General features: G+C 30.4%; 36 protein-coding genes. 13 read left to right on the forward strand and 23 right to left on the reverse strand.

The features are described from left to right. Positions 1-105 precede the first annotated feature (105 nt). The 4 genes from B3Z56_RS17670 to B3Z56_RS17685 all read right to left on the reverse strand — a co-directional run bounded on the left by B3Z56_RS17670 (position 106) and on the right by B3Z56_RS17685 (position 2271). Positions 106-510: a hypothetical protein gene (locus tag B3Z56_RS17670; RefSeq protein WP_346879316.1), complete on the reverse strand. Its 405-nt coding sequence runs from the start codon at positions 508-510 to the stop codon at positions 106-108. Positions 511-697: 187 nt separating this feature from the next. Next, positions 698-1216 (reverse strand): transcriptional regulator, encoded by a 519-nt coding sequence (locus B3Z56_RS17675; protein WP_346879317.1) that lies wholly within the window; start codon positions 1214-1216, stop codon positions 698-700. Next, positions 1209-1610, reverse strand: a complete 402-nt coding sequence (locus tag B3Z56_RS17680; RefSeq protein WP_346879318.1) for a RusA family crossover junction endodeoxyribonuclease — start codon at positions 1608-1610, stop codon at positions 1209-1211. Before B3Z56_RS17680 ends, B3Z56_RS17675 begins: the two co-directional genes overlap by 8 nt. Before the next feature lie 175 nt (positions 1611-1785). Beyond that, entirely contained in the window at positions 1786-2271 is a 486-nt protein-coding gene (locus tag B3Z56_RS17685) for a nucleotidyltransferase domain-containing protein (RefSeq protein WP_346879319.1), read from the reverse strand. A gap of 215 nt (positions 2272-2486) precedes the next feature. Between B3Z56_RS17685 and B3Z56_RS17690 the strand changes: the two genes are divergently transcribed. Next, on the forward strand, positions 2487-2780 hold the full coding sequence (locus B3Z56_RS17690; protein ID WP_346879320.1) for a hypothetical protein: 294 nt from the start codon (positions 2487-2489) through the stop codon (positions 2778-2780). Positions 2781-2934: 154 nt separating this feature from the next. On the opposite strand, the gene B3Z56_RS17695 is transcribed toward B3Z56_RS17690, so the two are convergent. The 14 genes from B3Z56_RS17695 to B3Z56_RS17760 all read right to left on the reverse strand — a co-directional run bounded on the left by B3Z56_RS17695 (position 2935) and on the right by B3Z56_RS17760 (position 10205). After that, positions 2935-3636 carry a hypothetical protein gene (locus tag B3Z56_RS17695; protein ID WP_346877135.1) on the reverse strand — a complete coding sequence of 234 codons (702 nt, stop codon included), beginning with the start codon at positions 3634-3636 and terminating at the stop codon, positions 2935-2937. Between the two features lie 184 nt (positions 3637-3820). Next, entirely contained in the window at positions 3821-4648 is an 828-nt protein-coding gene (locus B3Z56_RS17700; protein ID WP_346879321.1) for a DNA adenine methylase, read from the reverse strand. A gap of 17 nt (positions 4649-4665) precedes the next feature. Next, a complete protein-coding gene (locus B3Z56_RS17705) occupies positions 4666-5748 on the reverse strand; it encodes a hypothetical protein (RefSeq protein ID WP_346879322.1) in 1083 nt (360 codons plus the stop codon). Positions 5749-5775: 27 nt separating this feature from the next. Beyond that, positions 5776-6159: a single-stranded DNA-binding protein gene (locus tag B3Z56_RS17710; RefSeq protein WP_414633089.1), complete on the reverse strand. Its 384-nt coding sequence runs from the start codon at positions 6157-6159 to the stop codon at positions 5776-5778. Positions 6160-6186: 27 nt separating this feature from the next. Then, positions 6187-6510 carry a hypothetical protein gene (locus B3Z56_RS17715; RefSeq protein WP_346877137.1) on the reverse strand — a complete coding sequence of 108 codons (324 nt, stop codon included), beginning with the start codon at positions 6508-6510 and terminating at the stop codon, positions 6187-6189. 13 nt (positions 6511-6523) lie between these two features. Next, the gene (locus B3Z56_RS17720; protein WP_346879323.1) at positions 6524-7261 is read right to left on the reverse strand and encodes a hypothetical protein; all 738 of its coding nucleotides are present in this window, start codon (positions 7259-7261) and stop codon (positions 6524-6526) included. An 8-nt stretch (positions 7262-7269) separates the two neighbouring features. Further along, positions 7270-7473 (reverse strand): hypothetical protein, encoded by a 204-nt coding sequence (locus tag B3Z56_RS17725; RefSeq protein ID WP_346879324.1) that lies wholly within the window; start codon positions 7471-7473, stop codon positions 7270-7272. 12 nt (positions 7474-7485) lie between these two features. After that, the gene (locus B3Z56_RS17730) at positions 7486-8169 is read right to left on the reverse strand and encodes a Rad52/Rad22 family DNA repair protein (protein WP_346868067.1); all 684 of its coding nucleotides are present in this window, start codon (positions 8167-8169) and stop codon (positions 7486-7488) included. Further along, complete coding sequence (locus B3Z56_RS17735; RefSeq protein ID WP_346879325.1) at positions 8170-8655, reverse strand: siphovirus Gp157 family protein; 486 nt, start codon at positions 8653-8655, stop codon at positions 8170-8172. Next, the gene (locus tag B3Z56_RS17740; protein WP_346879326.1) at positions 8656-8907 is read right to left on the reverse strand and encodes a hypothetical protein; all 252 of its coding nucleotides are present in this window, start codon (positions 8905-8907) and stop codon (positions 8656-8658) included. Continuing rightward, positions 8892-9068, reverse strand: a complete 177-nt coding sequence (locus tag B3Z56_RS17745) for a hypothetical protein (protein ID WP_346879327.1) — start codon at positions 9066-9068, stop codon at positions 8892-8894. The genes B3Z56_RS17740 and B3Z56_RS17745 overlap by 16 nt, the downstream gene beginning before the upstream one ends. An 8-nt stretch (positions 9069-9076) precedes the next feature. Next, positions 9077-9265, reverse strand: a complete 189-nt coding sequence (locus B3Z56_RS17750) for a hypothetical protein (protein ID WP_346879328.1) — start codon at positions 9263-9265, stop codon at positions 9077-9079. A gap of 2 nt (positions 9266-9267) precedes the next feature. After that, positions 9268-9510 carry an AbrB/MazE/SpoVT family DNA-binding domain-containing protein gene (locus tag B3Z56_RS17755; RefSeq protein ID WP_346879329.1) on the reverse strand — a complete coding sequence of 81 codons (243 nt, stop codon included), beginning with the start codon at positions 9508-9510 and terminating at the stop codon, positions 9268-9270. A gap of 2 nt (positions 9511-9512) precedes the next feature. Next, complete coding sequence (locus tag B3Z56_RS17760) at positions 9513-10205, reverse strand: phage antirepressor KilAC domain-containing protein (protein ID WP_346879330.1); 693 nt, start codon at positions 10203-10205, stop codon at positions 9513-9515. A 70-nt stretch (positions 10206-10275) separates the two neighbouring features. Here B3Z56_RS17760 and B3Z56_RS17765 point away from each other — a divergent pair, with 70 nt between their 5' ends. Continuing rightward, a complete protein-coding gene (locus tag B3Z56_RS17765; protein WP_346879331.1) occupies positions 10276-10863 on the forward strand; it encodes a hypothetical protein in 588 nt (195 codons plus the stop codon). Here the strand turns inward: B3Z56_RS17765 and B3Z56_RS17770 are convergent. The 3 genes from B3Z56_RS17770 to B3Z56_RS17780 form a co-directional block, all read right to left on the reverse strand. Then, a complete protein-coding gene (locus B3Z56_RS17770) occupies positions 10853-11101 on the reverse strand; it encodes a hypothetical protein (RefSeq protein WP_346879332.1) in 249 nt (82 codons plus the stop codon). The two genes, B3Z56_RS17765 and B3Z56_RS17770, sit on opposite strands and share 11 nt — an antisense overlap. 51 nt (positions 11102-11152) lie before the next feature. Beyond that, positions 11153-11359 (reverse strand): helix-turn-helix domain-containing protein, encoded by a 207-nt coding sequence (locus B3Z56_RS17775; protein WP_346879333.1) that lies wholly within the window; start codon positions 11357-11359, stop codon positions 11153-11155. Between the two features lie 79 nt (positions 11360-11438). Next, positions 11439-11672, reverse strand: a complete 234-nt coding sequence (locus B3Z56_RS17780; protein WP_346879334.1) for a helix-turn-helix transcriptional regulator — start codon at positions 11670-11672, stop codon at positions 11439-11441. A gap of 240 nt (positions 11673-11912) precedes the next feature. Between B3Z56_RS17780 and B3Z56_RS17785 the strand changes: the two genes are divergently transcribed. Genes B3Z56_RS17785 through B3Z56_RS17795 form a run of 3 tightly spaced genes read left to right on the forward strand, consistent with a single transcriptional unit; the run spans position 11913 to position 14012 of the window. After that, on the forward strand, positions 11913-12350 hold the full coding sequence (locus B3Z56_RS17785) for a helix-turn-helix transcriptional regulator (RefSeq protein WP_346879335.1): 438 nt from the start codon (positions 11913-11915) through the stop codon (positions 12348-12350). Between the two features lie 25 nt (positions 12351-12375). Next, positions 12376-12813: an ImmA/IrrE family metallo-endopeptidase gene (locus B3Z56_RS17790; RefSeq protein ID WP_346879336.1), complete on the forward strand. Its 438-nt coding sequence runs from the start codon at positions 12376-12378 to the stop codon at positions 12811-12813. A gap of 59 nt (positions 12814-12872) precedes the next feature. Further along, on the forward strand, positions 12873-14012 hold the full coding sequence (locus tag B3Z56_RS17795; RefSeq protein ID WP_346879337.1) for a site-specific integrase: 1140 nt from the start codon (positions 12873-12875) through the stop codon (positions 14010-14012). A gap of 83 nt (positions 14013-14095) precedes the next feature. Here B3Z56_RS17795 and rlmD read toward each other — a convergent pair whose 3' ends face one another. Beyond that, complete coding sequence (gene rlmD / locus B3Z56_RS17800) at positions 14096-15448, reverse strand: 23S rRNA (uracil(1939)-C(5))-methyltransferase RlmD (protein WP_346879338.1); 1353 nt, start codon at positions 15446-15448, stop codon at positions 14096-14098. A gap of 548 nt (positions 15449-15996) precedes the next feature. Between rlmD and B3Z56_RS17805 the strand changes: the two genes are divergently transcribed. The 8 genes from B3Z56_RS17805 to B3Z56_RS17840 all read left to right on the forward strand — a co-directional run bounded on the left by B3Z56_RS17805 (position 15997) and on the right by B3Z56_RS17840 (position 23563). Further along, positions 15997-16563: a TetR/AcrR family transcriptional regulator C-terminal domain-containing protein gene (locus B3Z56_RS17805; protein ID WP_346877154.1), complete on the forward strand. Its 567-nt coding sequence runs from the start codon at positions 15997-15999 to the stop codon at positions 16561-16563. Positions 16564-17014: 451 nt separating this feature from the next. Then, entirely contained in the window at positions 17015-17593 is a 579-nt protein-coding gene (locus B3Z56_RS17810; protein ID WP_346879339.1) for a manganese efflux pump MntP family protein, read from the forward strand. Positions 17594-17608: 15 nt separating this feature from the next. Continuing rightward, positions 17609-18964: a radical SAM protein gene (locus B3Z56_RS17815; RefSeq protein WP_346879340.1), complete on the forward strand. Its 1356-nt coding sequence runs from the start codon at positions 17609-17611 to the stop codon at positions 18962-18964. A 297-nt stretch (positions 18965-19261) separates the two neighbouring features. Beyond that, positions 19262-20557 (forward strand): 5-bromo-4-chloroindolyl phosphate hydrolysis family protein, encoded by a 1296-nt coding sequence (locus B3Z56_RS17820; protein ID WP_346879341.1) that lies wholly within the window; start codon positions 19262-19264, stop codon positions 20555-20557. 100 nt (positions 20558-20657) lie between these two features. Next, positions 20658-21830: a toxic anion resistance protein gene (locus tag B3Z56_RS17825; RefSeq protein WP_346879342.1), complete on the forward strand. Its 1173-nt coding sequence runs from the start codon at positions 20658-20660 to the stop codon at positions 21828-21830. A 125-nt stretch (positions 21831-21955) separates the two neighbouring features. Further along, the gene (locus B3Z56_RS17830) at positions 21956-22711 is read left to right on the forward strand and encodes a TSUP family transporter (RefSeq protein WP_346846337.1); all 756 of its coding nucleotides are present in this window, start codon (positions 21956-21958) and stop codon (positions 22709-22711) included. 96 nt (positions 22712-22807) lie between these two features. Further along, entirely contained in the window at positions 22808-23131 is a 324-nt protein-coding gene (locus B3Z56_RS17835) for a hypothetical protein (RefSeq protein ID WP_346877159.1), read from the forward strand. 81 nt (positions 23132-23212) lie between these two features. Further along, complete coding sequence (locus tag B3Z56_RS17840) at positions 23213-23563, forward strand: hypothetical protein (protein ID WP_346879343.1); 351 nt, start codon at positions 23213-23215, stop codon at positions 23561-23563. 45 nt (positions 23564-23608) lie between these two features. On the opposite strand, the gene B3Z56_RS17845 is transcribed toward B3Z56_RS17840, so the two are convergent. After that, positions 23609-25552: a glycoside hydrolase family 25 protein gene (locus B3Z56_RS17845; protein WP_346879344.1), complete on the reverse strand. Its 1944-nt coding sequence runs from the start codon at positions 25550-25552 to the stop codon at positions 23609-23611. Between the last annotated feature and the right edge of the window lie 115 nt (positions 25553-25667).

Genomic DNA, 25667 nt, shown 5'->3' on the forward strand with positions numbered 1-25667 from the left:
GGTCTATCTATCAATACTTTCACCACCTAAGCTTTGAAATTATTATTACCATAGGTCCGGTCTATCACCAGTCATACTAAAACCACCTTTATACTTATAATTTCTTTATCTACCATTATTATACCTATCAATCATTTTACTTAAGAATATATAATATTTATGATATTTTAAAGCTCTTGACATTCCAAATCCTAATACTATACTTTCTATTGATACCAATCCAGTAAATACATATATCAATCCAATACTCTCATACATTTTCCCAAACATTCCTAATGAAAATGTTAATAATGGCAATATTGCTGTGGTTAATCCTATTTTATTGATTTCTTCAATTTCAACTAATAATTTTATTTCTATATCTTTAATTTCTTCATCATTCTTATTTTTTAACCATTGAAAAATTGTTCCTCTTAACAATGAAATATCAGTTTCAAACTTTTCAAATTCATTTTTAAATCTACATAAATCTTCATAGTCAGGATTGTAAACTAAAAGCATTCTCTTCATGAAATCTCCTCCCCTCAATATTTTACAACACTTACTAAAATATAACAATAAAAGACACCTATATTTCTATAAGTGCCTTTATATTATATTGGGGTTTATGGGGAATTCAACTTTCTTTTACAATACAATTATAACATCTGTAATCCTATATATATTCTCATTATTTTCTCACTTTTTTCTCAAAATTTCAATATAGAAAACTCCCTTCATGCTTTGCTATATCTTCCACTAAGTCATCTCTCATTCTATAAGCTGTAGCTATGGCTATGTTTAATCTTTCAGCTATAATATTAACCTTCATTTTATCTCTATATTTAAGTTCTATAAACTTTTTATTTTCTTGACTTAAGTCTTTTAAATTCTGCTCCATATGAGTTATAAAACTTTCTGTATCTCTAAGCTTAGCTTTAAGCTTAAATAGATTTCTTATCTTAATAGCTCTTTCCTCTTCTAGTTTCTCTATAGCCCTAATTATTTCGCTTTCTGCATAGCTTGCACTATTAGTACTTGTTTGTACTCTCTCATTAATCCCCATCCCTGGTTGATGATAGTCTATTTTAATATTAGTATTTTTAATATCATATTCTATGGATTCAATTTGCTTTTCTAACTGTTCTATTCTAACTCTAATATCATTAATTTCTTTTTTCTCTCTAAAATAACTATAGAGCTTACCTTCTGTCTTTCTAAATAGTTCTTTATTCAAGTCTCATCTCCTCCAGTTCAAACTCAACTCTCTCCAGTTCTTCTGTATATCTCTTAAGTATAGTGAGCTCTACAATTTGGCTATCATCTTTAAATGCTATTCCATTCAAACTATCTAAAATTATCTTTGCAATATTATCTCCATCTGGCTTTTTAGTTGGATATTCTAATCCTTCCTTTATTGCCTTTATTCTCTTTTTAGAATAACTACTCATTATTGGGTAATAGGCCGTTATTATAGCTTTAATTGGTCCATCTAAGTATTTTCCATCTTGCTCCCTGTAATTAATCCTTACCCAATTCTCATAGTTAACTGTATCTTTAGGAGTCATAGCATGTCCATTAAACACTCTTGGTCTAGCCTTTCCTTTTATCTTCCCTTCGACTACTATCATCTTCTCCCTCCTCTTCATCTTCATTGCCTACAAATATATATTTCTCTAAAAACTCTCTTAAATTCATAACCTACTTCCTTTTTCATTAAATTTGAATAAAAAAATACCGCATATTCATTTCTGAATAGTACGATATCTTAAGCAATCTAATATTTAAATTTATCTTCATAATATATTAAGATTGTTTATTTATTTTAGCAAAGTAACTATCTATCATTTTTACTTTTTCTGTTCTCTCCATTAATTTATAGTAAATCAGCCACTTTTCAATTGAATGTAAAGGAATAGTTGTACCATGAATATCAATATAGTCCTTAATATCCTTTTTTTCAAGTGGAAAATAATGCTCAATATTATTATTTACTATAACAAATCCAGCCATAATATCAAAATCTATTGCTTCAATATTGAACTCCATAAAGTCCTTTGTTTTGTATTGTATATTAGGATTTTTAGGTTGTAATTTACCAAAAGATAAAAGGATTTTTTTTATTTTTTCCACATCACTTTCAGCAACCATAATATCAATATCATGAAATTCATTAGTAATTTTTTTAAAATACAATAATAATGATGCACCGATTGCCCATGTAATATTATTGGAATTTACCTCTTTGGCAACTTTCGATAGAACTTTCAGTTTATTTTCTATAGTTATCAAACATCTCACTCCTATTAATTATAATTATTCAATTCATATTTCATATAATTATGACTTAATTATATCATCTTTTGTAAATACCGTACTATTCAATTTTCAACGAATAATTTATCTTACTTAATCTTAAATTTGCATATTATATTTTCAACTACATAAACTACTGTTGAAAGGTGGTTAATGATATGAAAAAACTTACTGTTATACTATTGATCTTAATGACATTAGTATTTAATATATCCGTTACGACAACTGCATTTGCAGAAAATATGTTTAAAGAAGGAACTTATAGCATATCTGATTTAAATTTTTCAAAGGATAGCTTATATTATATCCAGAACGTTTCAAATAGTCGTGCTTATGCTATCGTTTTTGATGAAGAACTTATTGCAACACAAGTCTTATATCTAACACCTAAATCCCCTAAGTATAATCTAGTTCCTCTTACCGATAAACACAGAATTGTAATAGTTGGTGATGGTCAAGTATATATTGATAAATGGACACAATAGGGTGTCCATTTATTTATTAAAATCTTTACACTTTCTTTGAATTGTGAAATAAAAAACCACCGTATTATTCAGAATTGAATTTTACGGTAGTTTATTCGTTAAATAAGAATTTATTATCTTAAAATTGATTTAATCTTCCCTACTAAATTGGAATTTAAAAAGCATTCCAAATGAAGCAAAATACAAATACACATCCCCATGCATTATTAGTTTCTCTTTTTATTATAAGCATACCATAAATAGCTATGAATGTAGTGATTATTTCAATAATACCCCAGAAAGATGTACTAAAGGGATGAAATAAAATACATATCACAGCACAAGCAATAGCACCTACATTAAACCACTTACTTTTAGGTGGATATATACTGTTTAATTTATCGCTAATAACAACATAATTAAATCCTTCAAAAAATCCCCACACTATAAAAATCAATGCCATTCCTAAAACGTTGATCGGAATACCACTTTCTAATACATCATTTGTAATAATAATGCTCAGTGGGTGATAACCTGTATATTGTCCTGATATAAAAATATACATTAAGTATGGAATAAAACAGATAATTGAACCTAATGTAGATTTAATTGTATTTCTTTTTAATAATCCAAAATCTGAAAATCGTTCCTTTCTAAAAATACATACTACTGTAATTCCTAATCCAGCTATACCAAATTGAACACCTGCATTAAGTACCAAACGTAGGACAATAGAATTATTAGAATCCTTTATATAATTCACCATTTGATTTCCAAACAGCATGTATACTATAAATGATCCCAATGTTATTAATGTAATAATCCATATATCAGCATCTAGATTCCTTTGCTCTAAAGTTAAGCTTTTTTTACCCATCTTATACCTCCAGTATAAATTACTATTTAACTTATCTAATTCAATTATACGCTAAATACACCATAATTTTCATGTTATTTCAAATATCGTACTATTCAATTTTCAAAGAACACACTTTATTATATGATTGTCATATGAGAATACCACCTTGCAGCAGTACTCCCATATGACCTTATTCCTAGATTTAAAATATCTTTAATTGTTCTTCAATCATTGGTTCATAATTCATTAAAATTAATTCATTTCTAACTGGCATCTTATCACCTGCAGCTCTATTTTTAATTTGACTGGCCGTACTATATTTAACTACATACCAATCCTTGTATAAATCATCAATTAGTGGACTACTGTAATAACAAACCATAGCTTTTCCTTTTATTTTATCTAGTCTTTCTTTTAATCTAATATGGTCCTTCTCTTCAAAACCTCCAAAATACATATTTTCATGGTCATGATATGGTGGATCTAAAAAGAATAGTGTATCTTTTGTATCATAGAACTTTATTACTTCTTCAAAGTCTCGGCTTAATATATTCCATGTTTTAATTAATTCAGCCATTCCAGGTATAAGCTCTGTTGCTGAAATTAATTGCTTGGCCTTATTTTGAGTTTTTGATAATCCAATTCCATTTCGGTATTTATGTCCTCCACCTCCAAAGCAAACTCTCATCAAATAGTAAAATCTAACTGCAGACTCTAAGTTATTCTCCGGCCATGGCTCCCATTTCCACTTTTCATATAAACTTTCACTATAGGGTAATGCTGAACATTCTTTGTATAACTGTTCCGGATTATCTTTAAGTACCATCATATAATTTACAAGCCTATCGTTTATATCATTTACAATGGTTAACTTTGATGGATTTACTGTCTCTTTAAAAAATGGAACTGCTCCGGATCCAAAGAAACAATCACAAAATATATCATGCTTAGGCATTAAATCTATATAAAGCTCTTCCTTGCCATGCTTTCCACCTATCCACTTTATATTGCTTAATCTTTTGAGTTTCAATTTATCACCTAATTTCTTTAAATAATAAAACTTAATTGTTCTATCTGAATAGGAATATCTTCCCACTCTACACCTATATAATCTAATACCTTACCCCATCCAAACTTTTCTCCAGTCTCCGGATCTGTAACACATCTATACATCCAAAATTCCCACTCCTTAGGATTACGCTCTCTTAATCTATCAAATCTATGTGGCCTTTTTTCCATGTGTACACCAAATCCACACATACTACATCCAGTTCTCTGAGCTTTAGTAGTATATAGAGTACCATCTGGTTTTCGTTCTATAGTTCCGTATATTTCTGGTATTGGAACTTTTAAATCTAACGCTAACTGCAACAAGTCTTGTCTTTTAAATATTGCAAAAGGTGCACTTCTTATCACTGTTTTCCCATAATAATTACAACCATGGTCTATTAATGATTCTTCTCTTTGTCCACCTTCTGAGGCCATCATACCTAAGTAAGGATAACTTTCATGTTCCTTTGACCAATCTCCGCATGGCTTTTCCTTCATGTGATAGCAGCATTGGTTAGAAACTTTAAAGAAGGCCTCTTTGTAGTTTGTACCATACTTTTTATTTTCCATGCCAGCAAACAAATTTAGCCATTTTTTAGGTAGTTGCATTCTACTATTTTTAGCATAATGACCTTGTTCTCCACATTCACCAGTAATAATCGCATGTCTTACTGTAGTATTTCTTTCAGTTGGATTTTGAAGTGTCTCTATTCTACCAGCTAATTTCTTTGATATTACAGGAAATCCAACTTCATTTAATACCTCTACTTTTGATTTATATGGTGCTAGTTTAATTATTCCTAATTGGTCATGTATCCTTTGAATGCTTTTATCTTCTAACATTGAAACTGAAATTGCTGGTACATCTATTCCAATAGATCTTAGAAATAACAATAATGTTATGCTATCCAAACCTCCTACACTAACATGACAATTTAAATCTCTCTTTGCCATCTCGTTATAAAATTCCCAAGCTCTTAGCTCTGCTTTCCTAATTTTTATCTCGTAGGGAAGATTTTGAAGTGCCATAAATTGTTGTTTCTTTCTTCTCTTGGTCTCTCTCCATTCTGAATCATTCATTGTACTTTCCCCCATTTTGTTACTTAACTAGAATGGCATGTCCTCTCCATAATCTACTGGAGTATAATCATTAGCTGCTTGTCCTTCATTCTTATTACCATATTCTAAGAAACTTACTTCATCAGCTACAACCTCAGTAACATATCTTCTTCCACCATCTTTAGCCTCATATGACCTAGTTTCAATTCTTCCAGCTACACTTAAAAGCTTACCTTTACTCATATAGTTAGCAGTACTCTCCGCTTGTTTCCCCCATACTACTATAGGGATAAAATCAGCCTCTGGTTGACCTTCCTTCTTAAATCTCCTGTTCACTGCCATTGTAAATGTGCATACTGCAGTTCCTGTGCCTGGAGTAAACTTTAGCTCTGGATCCTTAGTCATGCGACCTATTAAAACAACCTTATTCATAAATCATACCTCCTAAATTTATTACCACTACTTACAATCACATTTAACCTTCAATGGAGTAAACATAATCTTTGCTGATTCATCCTTTATGCTTTTTTCTAACTTAATCTTATTTGATTCAACATTCTGTGCTAGTTGACCTATAGCTTTTTCATTGAATTGTCCTCTTTCAACAATCTCTTCATTAATTTGATTGCATTGTATCTCTATAGACCTCTCAACACTTTTCCAATATACTTTCTGCTTGTCCATCTTCTTGTCTAAGTTATTTAATTTCCTTTCTAGAGTAATATATCCCATAAGAACTAAAACCCCTATAACACCTATTCCTAAGCCTAAAATTATATTCATCTTCTATTCCCCCTTATTTTTTCAAGATAACTAATACTTTTTTATCTAGTAATGTCTCTAACTGCTCATTGAACTTAGTTTCTATTATGTCTTTTGCTAATTCATAACCTACAACCATAATTATTTCATTTTCCTTATCCTCTATCTCTGTATTCATGAACCAGGTCCTATAGGTATTCTCTGACCACTGGTTAAATATAGTTTCATGATATGGAGTAGGAAAGGATAGAGGTGGAAGTGAAGGGAGTCTTTCGTCCCCTTCTTTTCCTTCTTTTCCTTCTTCCTCATTCTTATATAATTCTTTATCATTATTGTTTGTGTCTACCTTATGGTTCTTTATCTGTATACCATATGGTTCTTCTATAGTTTTTTTATGGTCTACATTATGGTTTTTTTGTGGTTTTTTATCGGTTTTTTCTTCATCAGAAAACCCTTGATAATCCTCATAATTACTTACTTTTAGGGTAGTACCTTTTTTTGATTTTATTGTTGTTATCATTCGGTCACTTTCTAGTAGCTCTAAAAATTTCCTTACAGTCGTTTTTGACACCCCCCATTTTTTAGCAAGTTTTAATTCAGAGGTGTGAAAACTACCTCTTTCTATTAGCACTAATTCATTACCTAATAACACTTTTTTCTCCTGGTGGTTAGCCTGAAGAAGGATATCTAACCACCATTTTAATTTTTGAGCATCTTCCCATATCCAATTTTTACGTATTGCTCTATGGAGCTTTATCCATCCTTCTGCCATTACTTCACCTACTTGTCACTTATGTTTTCAAAGGTTTTTAATCCCCATTGCCTATCTATAGAATTAGTTAAATCATTCCACTGGCTATAACTAAACTTAATTAATTTTTCAATATCTCCATCTTCAACAGATATTTCTACATGTCCCCCACCATCTTTGATAGATATCACTTTACCATCATCAGCTCTAAGGTCCATCTCTTCTTTATACATATGATCCTCTCCTTATTTTTTATTTGTTGGGTCACATTTTTTAGAAAGCCTCATATATACTTGCTCGTATTGATCACTCGAAAGTTCTTTAATTTCTTTAACTCCAAAATCTTTCTCAATAACTTGCTTTATGACATCTTCCGAAATCCCTGCAGTTGAAGCTAATTTTGTTAGTTCTTTAATTTCTCTATCGCTTATTGAACTTGGTAATGCCCATGTAGGCAATTTAGGTATCTTCCAATAGATAGTCTTTTTATCTTTAGTAACAGCCTTTTTCCATCCAGTGTTATCCTTAGGCTTTTCTAATGAACATTCTGCAAAGCTTTCTGTAAGATTATAGAGATATCTTCCTATACCATATCCACTACTAGCACACCTCTTTAAAGCTCCGCTTATTCCTCCTTTAAAAGGTTCAACATTACTTTCGCTTGCTCCATCTTCTTTATATATCCATTCTCCCTGGCTATCCTTCACCGATATTCTGCATATTATATTGCTATCATTTGAACCTGTTCTATACTCAACTTTCCAGCCATCAAATCCAAATACATAATCTAATCTATTTTGTATTGCCCTAGCTTGTACATAGCATAGAACCATCACCCATGGCTTATTATTAGATACACCACAGCTTTGAACTCTCCATTCAACCTCATTCTCTCCAAAAGGTTTTCTTAATTCCTCTTGTATATCCATTTATCTAATCCTCAAACTTTCAGTTTGTTTTAGTATTACTCCTGGTATTTCTTCTCCAGCTTTTAATCTGCTAAGTGTTTCTTTCTTATCAAGAACTGGTGCTGGAGTATTGAAAAGCTCTTTAGGTATAACACTTTCATCTAAGACTTCCACACTTGCTGGATTCTTTTGAATACTGAATGAGAATAATTTACCTTTGATTTTAGGCTTGTCTACTACCCTCATAGCCTCTTCTAAATACACCTTAAGGTTTTTAGCACTAGTTTCTAAACTTTTTCTTCTTGCTGCAAGTCTAGTCTCTTCTTCTTTATATCCTGTAACCTCAACTTCCATAGTTTTGATAAGCTTTGCTATATTTTCAGCCTTATCTTCTAATTGCTCTCCAACCTCATTAAGTGCTTCATTTATAACTTCAACTGGTACTGTAGGGTCCTCTAATAACTCCTGTAAGTTTAAATAGTTTTGTGTTAATTCATATAGTTTCATTTATATTTCCCCCTTATAATCTAAATCTCTTATAGTTTCTCCTGTATGCTCGTTGTAAATTTCTCCATTGTCTATACCTTCTCCAGGTGCTATAATAGTTTCAAAGTTATTTTTCTTATGGTTATTGCCCTCTGTTTGGTCGCAAGGGTGATAACCTTTTACTATTTCTATGGCTTCACTTATACTTTTGCCCTCTTCACAAAGTCTTTTTACTTCATCAAGCTTTTCATTTAAATCTAGTAATGTTGACACTTTCTAGTACCTCCCCACTTGTAGTTTTTAGTTTTCTTTCGTATTCTTCGAGAATTTTCCATAGCATGAATGTCTGCATCACTTACTAAGTATTCTCTTTTCCTCTTCCGTTGGAGCTCTAGTATTGTCTGAACAACCTCTTCTTTACTTTGCTTTCTCATAACCATAACTACACCACCAATTCATAAAATGCATTGGTTATAAAGAGTAATGTCATAAATCCAGATAAGAATATTCCTCCACAAATTTTTCTACCGACGTTATTCTCTCTCCCATATTGAACTAAACTTGCAATACATATTATTGATGTGAAAATAATACTTACTACTCCTGTTATTAGGTAACCTAAGCTATTCATAACTACAACCTCTTTATTTTCTTAATACAGCTTGGACAAATATTCTTACCATCAAATGTTTTAATACCCTTACCTTCACCGCAGAATATACAAGTAGGCTCATATTTCTTTAATATAACCTGGTCACCATCCACATAAATTTCTAATGGGTCTTTAATGTCTATTCCTAAAGTTCTTCTTAATTCTACTGGTAATACCACCCTTCCTAAATCATCTACTTTTCTTACTATTCCTGTTGCTTTCATGATTAACATTCCTCCTTGAATAAATTCAAAATAAAATCTCTACCTTTTCCAGTCCATTTACGATCATAAATTATATGTCCATTGTCCAAAACGTCTTGTTTTATACTTACATATCCACATTCGGAATATTTAGAATATAATAGCCATGTCCTGTTCTGCTTGTATTGTATTTTCTTATCTGATAAAAGGTTATTTAACTTTGTAGCACTACTTAAGCCGAGTTCTTTTGCTATTTCGGATGTAGTATATAACTTATTTTGGTGTACTAACTTATCCCTTTGCTTTTCTGCTTCAAGTCTTGCTGCTCTTTCCTCTTTAAGTTTTGTTGCTGCTGCTATTAGTAAATCTGGATTGTCTAATAATTCATCTGTGGCATACATACCATGTTTTCTTATGGATGGAAGTACTTCTATTGCCAACCAATCTTGAAACTTTTCAGCAACTTCATTACTTGCTTTAAAAGCTAATTTATATACTGCTGGTTCTGGAATAAAATCACCTTTCGCAACATCTTGCGAAAATTTCAAATATCCATTTACTGTTCTCCACCTAATGTACTCTTTACCATTCTTTACTTCTGTAAATCCTAAACTTTTAGCAACTGTTTCTGTATCAAAAATCCATTCTCCATTTTCTAATTTTGTTGCCACTTCAAAAATTCCGCTTTCATCTTTGAAAATTTTTAAATTATCCACTGCCATTCCTCCTCTATTTTGTTTTATACCCCAATAAATGTTAAAATATTGTTGAAAGGGGGTGAATGTTATGTCTTTAACTGATAAAATGTTAAAAATGCATGGAGATGACTTCTCTATTGAGCGTAATAACTCAACAACATCTACCACTAAAGGTTTCTTTTGTGGTAACGATTATCCTAATACTATACAGCTTGCCAGCACTTCTGAAATTGTTGAAAATGACTGGCTTATTCATAAAGCAACTAATAGAAGATATTTTGTTAAAAATGTTAAACCTTTAACATCCGCTAACCAAACTTTAGGTTGGATGGCTGAATATTTATCAGAGTCAGAATATAAAAAATCTATATCTGATAATAATAAATCTACGTTTTCTATAGGCGCCATTTATGGTTCTGCAATTGTTGGTAACTATAACACTGCTACTATAAATAATGGTTATAATTTAAGTGAAATTCGTTCTTTAATATCATCTAAACCTATTGAAGACCAGATTAAATTAAATAAGCTTATTGATAGAATTGAAATTATTACTGAAGACAATCAACCTGTTAGTAAGGGAACTTTAGCAAAGTTCTCTGATTTATTATCTAAACACTCTGATATCGCAATTGCTATTGGATCTAGTGTTATGAGTTGGTTAACTAGCCAATAAAGTTATCTTCTAATGCTTTCTTAGTAATAGAACTTGCAGTAATAAGTAATATCGATATTTCGGAAAGTATTTCTTTAATTAACTGCTCTTGAACTGGTACTTCTGGAGCAGTTCCTTTTAATGCTGCTATTGCCATATCTAAAGCTTGAACATCTTTATCCCATGGTGACTCTGGTGACCAATCCATACAATGTTTTTTTAAATCTTCTAGTTGTGATATACATTCTTGTTTATCCATTTCTCATTCCTCCCTTAATTTCTTTACCCTCACGTTGGAGCCGCTTGAATACTAATTTAATTCTTTTATATTGTTTAAATCCGATAAATCTTTGCCTGCATAGTCTCTAAGAAATTTGATCAGTTCCATCCTAGTAACTTTTAGCCTTCCTAGCTTCAAACCTATTAATATATTTTTTCTTATCAATTCTCTTACGGTAGGTTCATCTGTTTTTAAAAAAGCTGCTACTTCTGGAACTGTATACAATAAATCTTCCATTTTTACCTCCTTAATTAACCTGGAATACTTTTCTAATCTTCTCGCCTAATGCCTGAGATATTACTTTCATAAAAATTAATTAACACCTCCTATATTCTATTTCCGTCATTTTAAGTAAATTTAAATCAATATCAAGAATTCTCGCTAAAACTAATAATTTCTCCGTACTTGGAATATATCTTCCGCATTCTATATCCGATAAGTAATTTCTTGATATATTGATTTTCTTAGATAACTGTTGTTGAGTTAGATTGTTTCTCTCTCTCGCTACTTTAATTTCATTACCTATCTTTTTTGCAATTGTATCTGTCATATATTTTTCTCCCTCCTTCTGTTTCTATTGTATTGTATTTCCGTCATTTATTCAAAGTTTGTTTACTTGTATTTCCGACTATTTTGAAGCAAATTTTAAAATTAGCAAGCTAATCCTCTTAAATGCTAAAATATACTTGTATTTCCGTCATTATCTGCATTGTAATTCCGACTTTTATAATATATAATTAACTTATTAAGTCGGTGATACCGACTATATTGAAATATTGGAGGATATATCATGAGTATTGGTGAAAAAATAAGTGAATTGAGGAAATTAAATAAAATGACACAAGTTGAATTAGCTAAAAAATCTAGTATATCCCGTTCATATTTAGCTGATATAGAAAAAGATAGATATAATGCTAGTGTTGATACTCTTAAATCTATTGCTGAAAGTTTGGGTGTTAATATTAGCGAACTGCTATCTGATAGCGAAAACTTAACAGAAGAAACTTCAAATAAAAAAGATAATTTAACGAATAAAGATAAAAAAGATATAGAGAAAAGTCTTGACGCTACTCTTAAACAATTAGAAGAACAAGATGGACTTATGCTTTCTGGTAATCCAGTAGATGATAACGACTGGGAACTTATTAAAAGTGCTATAAAAAATGGTCTTGAGTATGCTAAAAAAATGAATAAAGAAAAATATACTCCTAAAAAATATAAAAAGTAGTTTTCTATTAGGGGGATTGGGGATATTGAAAAATATTATAAATAAAAAGGTAAATTATTTAAAAAAGACATTTAATACAAGTAATCCTTTTGAATTATGTGAGTGCTTGGGAATAAAAGTATTCTTTGAGGATTTAGGTAAAAATACAAATGGTTTTTTTCAAGCAGCTCCTAGAAATAAAATTATTCATATAAATTCTAAATTAAGTGATATAGATAAATTTTTTACATGTGCGCATGAATTGGGACATGCAATATTTCACTATAAATCTAATGTTTTATTTCTTGAAAAAAACACTCTTCTATCAACTAGTAAATATGAAATTGAAGCCGACACGTTTGCTGCTGAGTTGCTAATTGACGATAACCTTTTAAATAGATATGAAGATTTTTGTCTTGAAGTTGTAGCTAATTGTGAAGGTATTAATTATAAATATTTAAAGCTTAAATTTGACTTAATTTAAATTAAGTATATATTTTTTTAGTTTCACGCGAACATACGTGTGTCAAAGGAGGTATTATTATGCAAGGTGGAACTCGAAAACGTGGCTCTACATGGAGTTACTATTTCGACCTTGGAATAGTCGAAGGTAAAAGAAAAAGAAAAGAGAAGGGAGGTTTCAAAACTAAAAAAGAAGCCCAGGAAGCCTTAAGAATTGCTTTAAATGAATATGAAAAATGTGGATCTGTTATAGATGAAAGTAATATTTCTGTTTCAGATTACTTTGATTATTGGTATAAAGAGTATGTGCTTATTAACTGCAAATACAATACGCAAGAATATTACAAAAGGATAATAAAAAACCACATAAAGCCATCCTTAGGTATATATAAACTTAAATCATTAACTCCAGCTATACTACAAGAGTTTATAAACCAAAAATACCTAAGTGGATTATCTAAATCCAGTATAGATAATTTCTATGGAGTACTTTCTGGAGCATTAAAATCAGCAGTATATCCTTATCAATTTATAAAAGAAAATCCTATACAATACGTTAAATTGCCTAAAAATAATAACTTGAAGAGCTCTAAGGAAGATTTAAAAATAATTTCTATTGAATACTTTAATAAAATTATCAATAGATTCCCTGTAAAAAGTAATTTCTATATTCCACTTCAAATTGCCTTTCACACTGGTATGCGTGGTGGAGAAGTTACAGCCTTACAATGGAGTGATATAGATTTAAATAATAAAACTATTAAAGTTAATCATACTCTAATAAGTAAAGGAAAAGGTATTTTTGAACTAGGTACACCTAAAACTAAAAGTTCTAACAGAACCATTGTTATAGGAGATACTTTAATAAATATATTAAAGAAACACAGCTTATATCAAAAAGAAAATAAGTTAAAGTATGGTAAGTATTATGCAGATTCTAATTTTATATGTACTAAAGAAAATGGTGAACATATAACAACTGATAGTCTTAAGTATTTATCTAAGGTAATAAATTATGAATTAGGTATAAACTTTAATTTTCACTCACTTAGACATACTCATGCTACTATGCTTTTAGAAGCTGGAGCCAATATAAAAGATATTCAAGAGAGATTAGGTCACTCAAAACTCGCTACAACTATGGATACCTATTCCCATGTAACCAACAAAATGAAAAAAGATACTGTTAATATTCTTGAAAATATACTTATACAAAAATAATTTGCCACCATTACAAAACTTATGGTGGCAAATCGGTGGCAAATCATATTTTTATTCACATCAAATTAGCTTAAACTCGCTATTTATCTAGTCAGCTTAACAACGCTTTCAACATGCGGAGTATGCGGGAACATATCCATAACTTTCACCTTTTCCACTTTATATCCATTAGCAGTTAATACCTCTAAATCTACTGCTAGTGTTTTAGGGTTACAGGATACGTAGATTATTTCTTTGGCATCAAATTTTATTACGTAGTCTAGGGCTACTGGGTGTACTCCTGGTCTTGGTGGGTCTAGGATTATTATGTCTGGTTTTTCGGTTACGTTTTTTATGGTTACTGCTACGTCTCCTGCTATGAATTCACAGTTGTTTAGGCCGTTGATTTTAGCATTTTCTTTTGCAGCTTCTACGGCTTCTTCTATTAGTTCTATGCCTACTACTTTTTTTGCTTTTGGAGCTACTATTTGTCCTATGGTTCCTGTTCCGCAGTATAGGTCAAATACTACTTTGTCTTCTGATTCACCTATGAAGTCTCTTACTATAGAGTAAAGCTTCTCCGCTCCTTTTGTGTTAGTTTGGAAGAAGGCAAAGGGATTTATTTTAAATTTTAATCCTAGAAGCTCTTCTATTATATAGTCTTTTCCATGTAGTATTTCTACAGAGTCTGCTTGCACTACATCTGATAGAGAGTCATTTAAAGTATGGATTATTCCTGTGAGCTCTCCTTTTAGATTTAATCCTTTTAAAGCATCTACAAAGGCTGTGAAGTCATATTCTACTTGGGTAGTTGTAACTATGTTAACTAATATTTCTCCTGTGTTTATAGCCTTTCTTACTACTAGATTTCTTAAAAAGCCTTCATGTTTTAAGATTCTATAATAAGGAAGGTTTTCTCCTCTGAAGTGGTTTATGGTTGCATTTATTATAGCTCTGAAGTCTTCGTCTACTATTTGACAGTTATGTACTGATACTATGGCAAAGCTTTTTCCTTTAGCATGCATTCCTAGGGTTAGTTCTCCACCTTTTTCAAAGTCTCCAAAGGTAAATTCCATTTTATTTCTGTATTCATAGTGAAGTGGGCTGCTTTCTATTCCTAGGTACTCATAATCTGTTATACCCTTATTTGCTAAAAGTGCCTTTACTTGTTCTTCTTTAAATTTAAGTTGAGTGTCTAGTGATAAGTCTCCTTGGCTACATCCTCCACAAATTCCAAAGATATCGCAGGCTGGCTTTACCTTGTAATCTACATCTTCTAAAACTTCAAGAAGTTTAGCTTCTACTCCATTGGAATTTTTTTTAGTTACTCTTGCTCTAACCTTTTGCCCGGGCAATGCACTTTTTATAGCTACTTTTTCTCCTTCATGGAAGGCAACTCCCTTTCCTGGAAATTCTGTACCCTCTATGATAAATTCATATTCTTTTCTCTTTCTCATTTTTATCTCCTTATCTAATAAAATTCTATGTTAATTTTAATTTTTTATTTTAAAATAATTTCATTTATTAGGTATACTTTTAAGTTTTATTAAAGTAATTTTACCCTCTATTTGGGGGTTCCAAATATAACTCAGAAAATCACAAAAACCTCTGAAACCCGCATGAACAGAACAAATAGTTAACTAGTTATATAGTTTCCTAGTTATATAGTTATATAGGTATATTGTTTTATTGTTCCCTATTTAACTATTTTACTATATCTATAGGTTCATAGTTTTCTAGATATATTGTTTCCTAGTTAAATAGGTATATGTTTATTTGAAATTACCTAGTTTATTATATATTATCCCCCAGATTTTATCTAGGCTTTTATGGTATATCCCTAGGAATTTTAAAGCTTCTCCTTACACTCAATGTGGCAACTCTTAGTATTGTGGTATATATGTGGCTTAATTGACATAAAATATAGGAAGTTGATATAATGGTTAAAACTGTGGAAAACTTTGAGTTAACTTTTAGAATATCTTTAAAGGGGTGAGGTTATACTGTGAGATCTAAAAAAGAAAATACTAAGGCACTAATAGTTGATAGCTTTAAAAAGTTAATGACTCAACATTCCTTTGATAAGATAACTATAAAAATGATTACTGATGAGGCAAAGTTAATAAGACCCTCCTTTTATAACCACTTTGCTGATAAGTATGAATTACTTGAATGGATTTGTTATAAGGATATATTTGAAGGTGCAACCCTTCTTATAGATAATAAAATGTTTAATGAGACAATTCTTTTTATTCTTACTAGGATAGAAAATAATAAAGAGTTTTATGTTAAAGCTATGAAAATAGAAGGACAAAATTCCTTTGAGAGTATAATATATAAATTTCTTCTTAAGATGTTTGAAGAATTATTTTCTGTGCTAGATATAGAAAATATGAATTTTGAAGGAATTCTCACCGCTTCTGAAATTGCTAATTACTATTCTAGAGGTCTAACCTATTTTTTAATTACTTGGCTTAAAAAAGGTGTACAAGTTCCTGCTCATGAGTTAGCTGAAAAATATTATTTACTACTTTCTAATTCCTTAGAAGATATTGTATTCAAGCCATTATAAAAAGTTATGGGCTTTAACAAAATATCTTACTAATCTTATATAAAATATTGAAGATGCACTTTAATATTATTGTTAGCGAATGCCATTTGCAGGGATATTAGATTTACTTAGTATTTATGAATGGTAAAATCGTTAAGCAACACAACTTGTTTGAGTGTATACGAGTTGTTGTGTTGTAGATTTTACCTTGAATAAATGCTTTAGTAAATCAATATTCCGAAACGGCTGAGCGTTAATAATATAAGTGCTTATTCAATATTTATTTAGATTAGCTTATTTTGTTAAAGCCCCTACTTAACCTATCATAAAACAATTAAATAGATTTGTTTTAAAGCAACTACATAAGTTGCTTTTTGTTTTTTTTGATATACATTTAGGGCGAAGTGTATTTTTACATAAAAATCTACATTGGCTATAATTTAAGAAAACAGATTATGAAAGGAAGATGCTTATGAGTGTTCTGGAAGTAATCATAGTATCAATAGGATTATCTTTAGATGCATTTACAGTGACAGTATGTACAGGTGCAACTCAACCTTATCTTAAAAAGCGTATGGATTTTATTGTTGGCCTTGCATTTGGGGGAATACAAGCTATTATGCTTACTATTGGAATGATGATTACCAAGTTTCCAGTAAGCTCAATTTATTCTGAAACTTTTAAATCCATCAATCAATGGTTTTCTGCAATTATTTTTATTTTCTTAGGACTGAAGATGATAAAAAATGCACTTACTATTAAATCCATCAATGAGCAAAGGGAAAGTTTTAATTATAGAAATATTTTTTCCTTAGCCTTTGCAACTAGTTTGGATGCTTTAGTATTAGGAATTGGCTTTGCTCTACTGCGCACTGAAATTATTATAGATATGTTTATCATATTTGTAATAACAGGGATTTCATCTATTATTGGACTAAGGGTAGGCTACCGTGTGGGTGATAAGTACAGAGTTGCAGTTAATATCTGTGGTAGCGTTATATTACTTATTATGGGAGTAAAAATGATACTTTCTTACTTTAAAATTATTTAAAATGGGGGTTGGCTTATGTTAAATGTAAAATATAAAATTGAAAAGGCTGCTTTAAAGCAGGGACTTGGATACTTAAAGAAAAATCCTGAGAAAAACTTTGAGAAAATTGTTCATTGGTTAAGGAAGTTTGATACAGAAAATTTATATACTCCTCAATATGATGCCGTTGAAGGATTTTTAAAGGAGAAGGATAATAACTGGGTAGAGCTTATGACTAAATTAGCCAAAGAAGTGAATCCTCATATTTTAGAGACTGTGTTTAGTAACTTTCTTCTTAATTCTTCTATTAGAGGTTGGAGTGAATCTAGGAAAAAATCTAAGGAATATGGATATGAAATTCCCTTTACTTTACTTATAGACCCTACTACTGCTTGTAATAAGAAATGTATTGGTTGTTGGGCTGCTGATTATAACAAGGCTTTAAATTTAAGCTATGATGAATTAGATAGTTTACTTATTCAAGGTAAGGATTTGGGTATCTTCTTTTATATAATGACTGGTGGTGAGCCTTTAGTTAGAAAGAATGATATTTTAAAACTAGCTAAGAAACATAATGATTGTGTGTTTATGATATTTACTAATGGAACATTAATTGACCAGGCTTTCTGTGAAGACCTATGTGAAGTTGGAAATATAGTTCCTACTATTAGTGTTGAAGGTTTTGATGATGCTACTGATGCAAGACGTGGTAATGGTTCCTGGAAGGATATTACTCGTGCTATGGCTCTTATGAAAGAAAATAGAGTTCCTTTTGGATTCTCAACTTGCTTTACAACTAATAACTGTGATAGCGTTTTATCTGAAGAATTTATAGATATGATGATAGATATGGGTGCTTATTTCTCTTGGTACTTCACCTTTATGCCTATAGGATGCAAAACAGATACTTCCTTAATGGCTAATCCTGATCAAAGAGAAAAACTTTATCGTACTATAAGAGGTTGGCGCTCAACTAAACCAATCTTTAATATGGATTTCTGGCACGATGCTGAATATGTTGGTGGTTGTGTGGCTGGTGGAAGACGATACTGCCATATTAATGCTAATGGTGATGTGGAACCTTGTGTATTCTGCCACTACTCCAGTGCTAATATAAAGGAAGTTCCTTTAATTGAAGCTTTAGGACAGCCACTGTTTATGGAATATCAAAAGAATCAACCTTTTAACAATAATCAATTTAGACCTTGCCCAATTCTTGATAATGCTCCAAAGATTGCAGAAATGGTTAAGGCTTCTGGGGCTAAGTCTACAGAGTATGTAGATCCTGAAAATGTAGAAGATTTAGTAGCTAAAACTATAGACTATGGTGAAACTTGGGCTAAGAGAGCAGAACCACTATGGGAAGAAAATTTAATGTGTAAAAATAAATAAAAACAACTATATAAAATGGATTTTCGCTAATAAACTAATCTAAGATAAGTGTTGAGCATGCGCAAACAATAATATAAAGTGCAAGCTCAGCATTCTATATAAGATTAGTAATATATTTGCGAAAATCTTTTTTTATTTTTAATTTAGTAAAATTCTTATAATCCCAATATTCATTGACACTAATTCTAAATGTATTTACAATTATAGTATCTATAATATATATTTTACAAAGGTTGTGAATACATAACTAATAAACTATATTATATTTATTTTAATCTTTATTTAAAGGAGATATTTATGAAACGAAAATTTTTAAACTTAAAATCCTTAATACTTGTTATTGTATTAGCATTTACCACAAGTTTCTTTAACACATCTGCTAATGCTGAATCCAATATACTTGACTCCCCTGAACTTTTATATGCAACTAATGATGCTAAAAATGATATAAATACATCTAAAAAGAGTTCTAGTGATTCACTAATTCCTACCCGTTCTCAGCTTATGTGGGTAACGGATAATGCTGATGTATTGCCTGATAGTAGTATAAAATATATAATCACAAGAAACAAGAAGTTTACTGAAACTAGTGATGCTGAAATCTCAGTGTTAACTATTGAAAATTTACCAGAAGGTAATGACATAGAAACCTATGCTTATAAAGTTTTTGATGAATGGGATATGGACTTAAAAGAAAAAAATAATGCAGTATTACTTCTTATTGTTTCTGGTGAAAATAAGACTTTCATTGCTACAGGTACTGGTTTAAAAAGTGCTTTAACGGATTCAACAGTCTATAAATCTATAGAAAAAAAGTTTGCTACATCCCTAAGTACCCATAATAATAAGTACAATCTTAGCAATGTGGTATCAAGCTTAGCTACTAAGATTGATACTATTGATAAAAATAATTCTTATGATATAAATAATACTTATAATAAAAGTAATTCTGATAACTCAGGCGTACCTTTTATGAAATATTTAGGAATAATTTTACTTTTTGCATTTTTACTTTTTTTATTTTTATTTTTTTATTTTTTAAAACGTGTTTCTAAATCTTCTATTTATAAAAATTATAGGAAAAAGAACAATGTTAAAACAACTTCTTCTGCTAAAGAATTGCCTTCTTCTACCGATGAAATAATCTCTTCTGGTGATGAAGCTGTAGATGTTATTATTGCTGAAGGACTTGCTTATCTTAATCAAATTAAAAAGGCAAATGATGAAATTCCTGATGAGAAGATTACTAATCAAATTACACGTATGGAAGTAGCTACTGACAAGATTTTTAGATACATTGCAAAACATCCTGAAGATGCATCTCAAATAAGTAAATTTATGAGCTATTATTTACCTACACTTTTAAAACTATTGAATTCATATATAAATTTAAATGGACAATGTATTAAAGGTGGTAACATATCTACTACCATAGAAAACATTGAAGGCATTCTTTCTACTATAGCGGATGCCTTTGAAAAACAATTAGATAATCTATTTGCTGATGATGCTCTAGATATATCTACTGACATTAAAGTACTAGAGGCTATGCTTGTCCAAGAAGGTCTAACTAGTGATGGTTTTATGAAATAATTTGTTTCATATAAATTTTTTCAAATTATACGTGTTTAAATTTTATGCTTACTTAAGTATAGAGAAATATATTTATTTTAATATCAAGGAGGATAATTAAATGACAAATACTGAAAACAAAGATATATTATATACAAATTCTAATACATCAAATATAGTTCCTTCACTTACCTTAGATACTTTTACTGAGGCAACTCCTGAAGTTAAACCACAACTAGCTCCAGATATGGAACCTGAAGTTCTTGATGATAGCTCATTAAGTGATGATGAAAAGAAATTTGTAAGTGATTTTGCAGAAAAAATTGATATTACTAATACAAATATGATCCTTCAATATGGAGCTGCATCTCAAAAAAAAATAGCTGGATTCTCTGAAAGTGCTCTTAAAAATGTTCGAACAAAGGACTTAGGTGAAGTTGGAGATATGATAACTAATTTAATTGGTGAACTTAAAGACTTTAATACTGAAGAAAAACCAAAGGGTATCTTTGGAATATTTAAAAAAGTAGCTAATAATATATCAAATCTTAAAACTAAATATAATAAGGCAGAAGTAAATGTAGATAAAATATGTAATGTTTTAGAAGGACATCAAATTCAGCTATTAAAGGATATTGCCATGTTAGATGAAATGTATAGTATAAATCTAGTATATTTTAAAGAACTTTCTATGTATATCCTTGCTGGCAAGAAAAAACTTGAGGAAGTTCGTAAAGTAGTGTTACCCCAATTAGTTGCAAAGGCTAATACATCTAATCTACCTGAAGATTCTCAAGCTACTAATGACATGGCTAATCTTTGTGATCGTTTTGAGAAAAAAATTCATGATTTAGAACTTACTCGTGTAATATCTATTCAGATGGCTCCTCAAATTAGATTAGTTCAAAATAATGATACTCTTATGGCAGAAAAGATACAATCTACCTTAGTCAATACTATTCCTCTATGGAAGAGTCAAATGGTTATTGCCTTAGGTGTTGCTCATTCTCAACAAGCAATGGCAGCTCAAAGAGAAGTTACAAATATGACTAATGAACTATTACGTAAGAATGCTGAATCATTAAAAACAGCTACTATTGAAACTGTAAAAGAAAGTGAACGTGGAATTGTAGATATTGAAACTTTAAAACACACTAACCAAACTCTTATATCTACCCTAGATGAAGTAGTTAAAATCCAAGAGCGAGGCCGTCAAAAACGTCAAGAGGCTGAACTTGAAATTGGACGTATGGAAGGAGAGCTTAAGAAAAAGCTTCTAGATATTCGTTATTAATTTAAATTCTATTCTGTTTCTTTTTCTTCCTTTTCCCCTTATAATATAAGAGTAGATTATGCTTCATAAATTTATAATATATTCTTTAATATGAAGCTTGTAAAAATTAAATTTCTGGAGGAATTATGAATACACTTACTTTTATTTTTTTATGCTTTGCAGGTTTTCTGGCAGCCTTTGTAGATTCCATTGCTGGTGGTGGTGGGATAATAAGCGTTCCTGCTTATATGATAGCTGGTTTGCCTCCTCACGTGGTTCTTGGAACTAACAAGTTTACAGCTTCTATGGCCTCGCTTACTAGTTCTATTAATTTTATAAAGTCAGGTAACTGCAATTTTAAGTTTCTTAAAATAGTGGCACCTTTCACTTTAATAGGCTCTATTTTAGGAGTTAAGGCTGTACTTCTATTGGATGAAAGTTTTCTTCAACCTTTAGTTCTTGTGCTGGTTCTTGCCATAGGTGTTTATACATTCTTTTCTAAATCCATTGGGGAAAAGGATAATTTTAAGGGATTAAATAAAAGGAATATGACTATTTCTATAATCTTTGCTTTTTCACTAGGATTCTATGACGGATTCTTTGGACCTGGTACAGGCTCCTTTTTAATCTTTGGTCTTATTAATATTTTAGGTTTTAATTTTCTTAAAGCTTCAGCAAATGCTAGAGTTTTAAATTTTGTTAGTAATATTGCTGCTCTTGTTACCTTTGCCTTTAGTGGTAACATAAATTATCTAATTGGTATACCTGTTTGTGTATTTATGATATTAGGAGCTAAGCTTGGAACAAAGTTAGCTATTAATAAGGGTTCAAAGGTTATTAAGCCTATTTTTGTTACTATGTCCCTTGCGGTAGCTATAAAAATGTTATTACAACTATTCTAATATTAAATATTTTATATATTAGGAATAATTTTCTTTACAGGAACTTATCCTTAACCTATACTTATTAATGTGTGCTAAAAAGGAGGCTTTGTGCTCATGTATTCATTTGTTGTTGTAATTATTATAATTATTATTGGATTTTTAGTTTGTAAGAGAAATTATAAAAATAGAGCTAGTCATATTAATGGCAACTTATTAGAGTATTGTTATCACATTGTTGTAGAATTTGAAAAACTTAACTTTGAACAACGAGGAAGGTTTAAGGATTCTCTTACTCAAAAGGAATCAGATCTATTTGATGGAATAATAACTAGAAGCATGACTTTAGGTAAGAATCTTAACATACTTCAAAGCCATATGTTTAATCTAGAGTCTATTATGAAAAAAATAAGGGCACAAAAAACTAATATAATGCAATAAAAAATATTTTAATAAATATTTAGATATAATTTCTCATATTATACATAAACTAAATGGGAATCTTAAGAAAGGAATGATATTATGAATTTAAAAAAATTAATAACAAATACTTTAGCTATTGTAGGTGCTGTTGTGGTTGTAGATAAAATTGTAAATGCCGTTTCAAACAAGAGCATAAAGTCTATAAGTGAGGCTCTTATGAAGGGTGATTTAAATGAAGATGAAGATAGCGATGAAGAATCAGACCTATGTCAATGTAGCTTCTTAGATGATGACTATGAAGAAAATCTAAATGCTTGTCACTGTGGTGAAGATTCTGAAATTGATTATGAAGCTTTCCCTGACATAAAACAATATGAAGATAGTGACGAAGGTGCTTTTCAGTATGCTATAAAAACTGAACCTATTACGGATACACCAAAAGAAGTATAATATGTATTAAAGTCCACCTTCCTTAAAAGAAAGTGGACTTTTTAATTATCTGTGATGTTTTTTATGATGTTTTTTGTTCTTCTTGCTCTTCTTCTTACTTGGATAACATTCATCATATTCTTTATAATCATAGTATTTCTTTTTATGATGTTTGTGTCCATAATCACAATTATTTAGATACATGTTTTGAAGTAAATATTCACACTTCATGCAGTTGCTCTTAGGCTGCACACATTCCTCACATACCTTATAACTTATTGGATCACGATTTTCTAATCTACGACGGTCTCCTTCATATTCTTCTCTTAGGATGTCATCATATACTGGTTTTTCATACCTATTACAATCATCATTTAAAACTATGTCTTGATTATCTTCTTCTCTTTCACATTTGCATTTTATAGGTTTTTTGTCCCATTCCTTTATAAATTCTGATTTATCCTCATGGTGTTCATATAGCTCATCATTATTATGGAAGTTATGATTTTCTAGATAATCATCATCTTTATAACTATTTTGGCCATTATAGTATTCTTTCTTGAAATGGTAATCATCCTTATTCCACTTATCATGTTTATCATGTTCGTCATGGTGTTCATGATGGTGATCACAATGCTCTTCATGGTGTTCATGATGTTCGTCATGGTGTTCATGGTGTTCTTCATTGCACTTCTTGCATTTTGGACAAATGTACTTAGATTTTTCTTCTAAGTATTCACAATCATCTTCACATCTATAATCCCTATTAACTTCATTAAGACCAAATTTATTCCTAGATTCTCTATTATCATAATATTTTTTATATGCTCTTTCAGCTTCTAATCTCTTCATATATAAAATATCATCAAATTCATCATCTGTTTCTACAAAATCATCATACATATCAAAATCTTCTTTTCTTTCAACAGATTTAATAAATCTTTTTGCTAAACCATCTACAGGATCCTTAAATTCTACAGATTTTACATCAGTATAATCATCTACATTCCATCTGTTATTACATTGACATTCATGGGAATTTTCATTATTAAATACTATCTCCCTACCAAAAGTAACATTAGCACTAGCTCTCTCTTGTGAAAAATCTCCGTCGGTATCAAAGGCTTCAATAGACATTATATACCTTTCTCCTAGACTTGGTTTGTTAGCTAGTTTTAAAACATAGGAGTTAGCATCTCTGCCTAATGTAGTTACATAGTTGGAGTTTATGAATATATTATATCCACCTAAATCTATATCAGTATTTTTAGTCCAATTCATTCTTATTTCTTGGCCTGTTGCTACTGCTCTAAAGTCTCTTACACTTCTAGGTTGCGTTAATAAATCTAAATTTTCTGGTCCATAGTTTAAGTCTACTGGTGGATTTACTCCAGGCATGGTTCCATTCTCAGTAAATTGCCACATTCTCCATCTAGTCCATCCACCTTGATCCCTTGGATATGGAGGATTTGTTGGTAATTCTGGATACATAGCAATCCAAAGAGGCATATCTGCTAGAATAAAGCCTTTCTTAGTATGGTAGAAATTATTATATAAATCAATAAAAAATGCTCCAGTATATAACATCATTTTTCTTCTAGTTTTTCTTTCAAATCTCTTTCTAAATCTGTCTACCCAATCTAGTAATGCATCTGTAGATATAGATTTATCTAGTGGTGCTTCAATGTCAATTACAGGGAATAGATCTCCATATCTTCCTGGTCCATAAGCTTGTTGTAATATGTCTATAAATCCATCACATTGAACATCTGCGGTAGTTAAATCTGTGGAAGGTACTGCATAGTGATATGCTCCTGTTTTTACTCCCACATTTCTTAATCCGTTTACATACTCAATAAATTTTCTGTCTATTCTAAATCTACCAGTACCATAACCAGAACCACGTAAATAAGCATATGGGGTTTGTGTTGCAAGTAGAGTATAATTTACATCGCCCCTATATTCATTTAAATCAGGACCTATTATGTTACGACTAGTTTTATTTTGCATACTCTCCTCCGAAATTGAATGCTTCACTTATTATATTACTAGTCATATATCCAATGTGTTACAACATTTTTATTTGAATTTATATGATTTTTTTAAAATTACTCTCATTAGATTT

Source organism: Clostridium sp. UBA7791 (genome assembly GCF_002480755.1).
Classification (GTDB): domain Bacteria; phylum Bacillota; class Clostridia; order Clostridiales; family Clostridiaceae; genus Clostridium_J; species Clostridium_J sulfidigenes.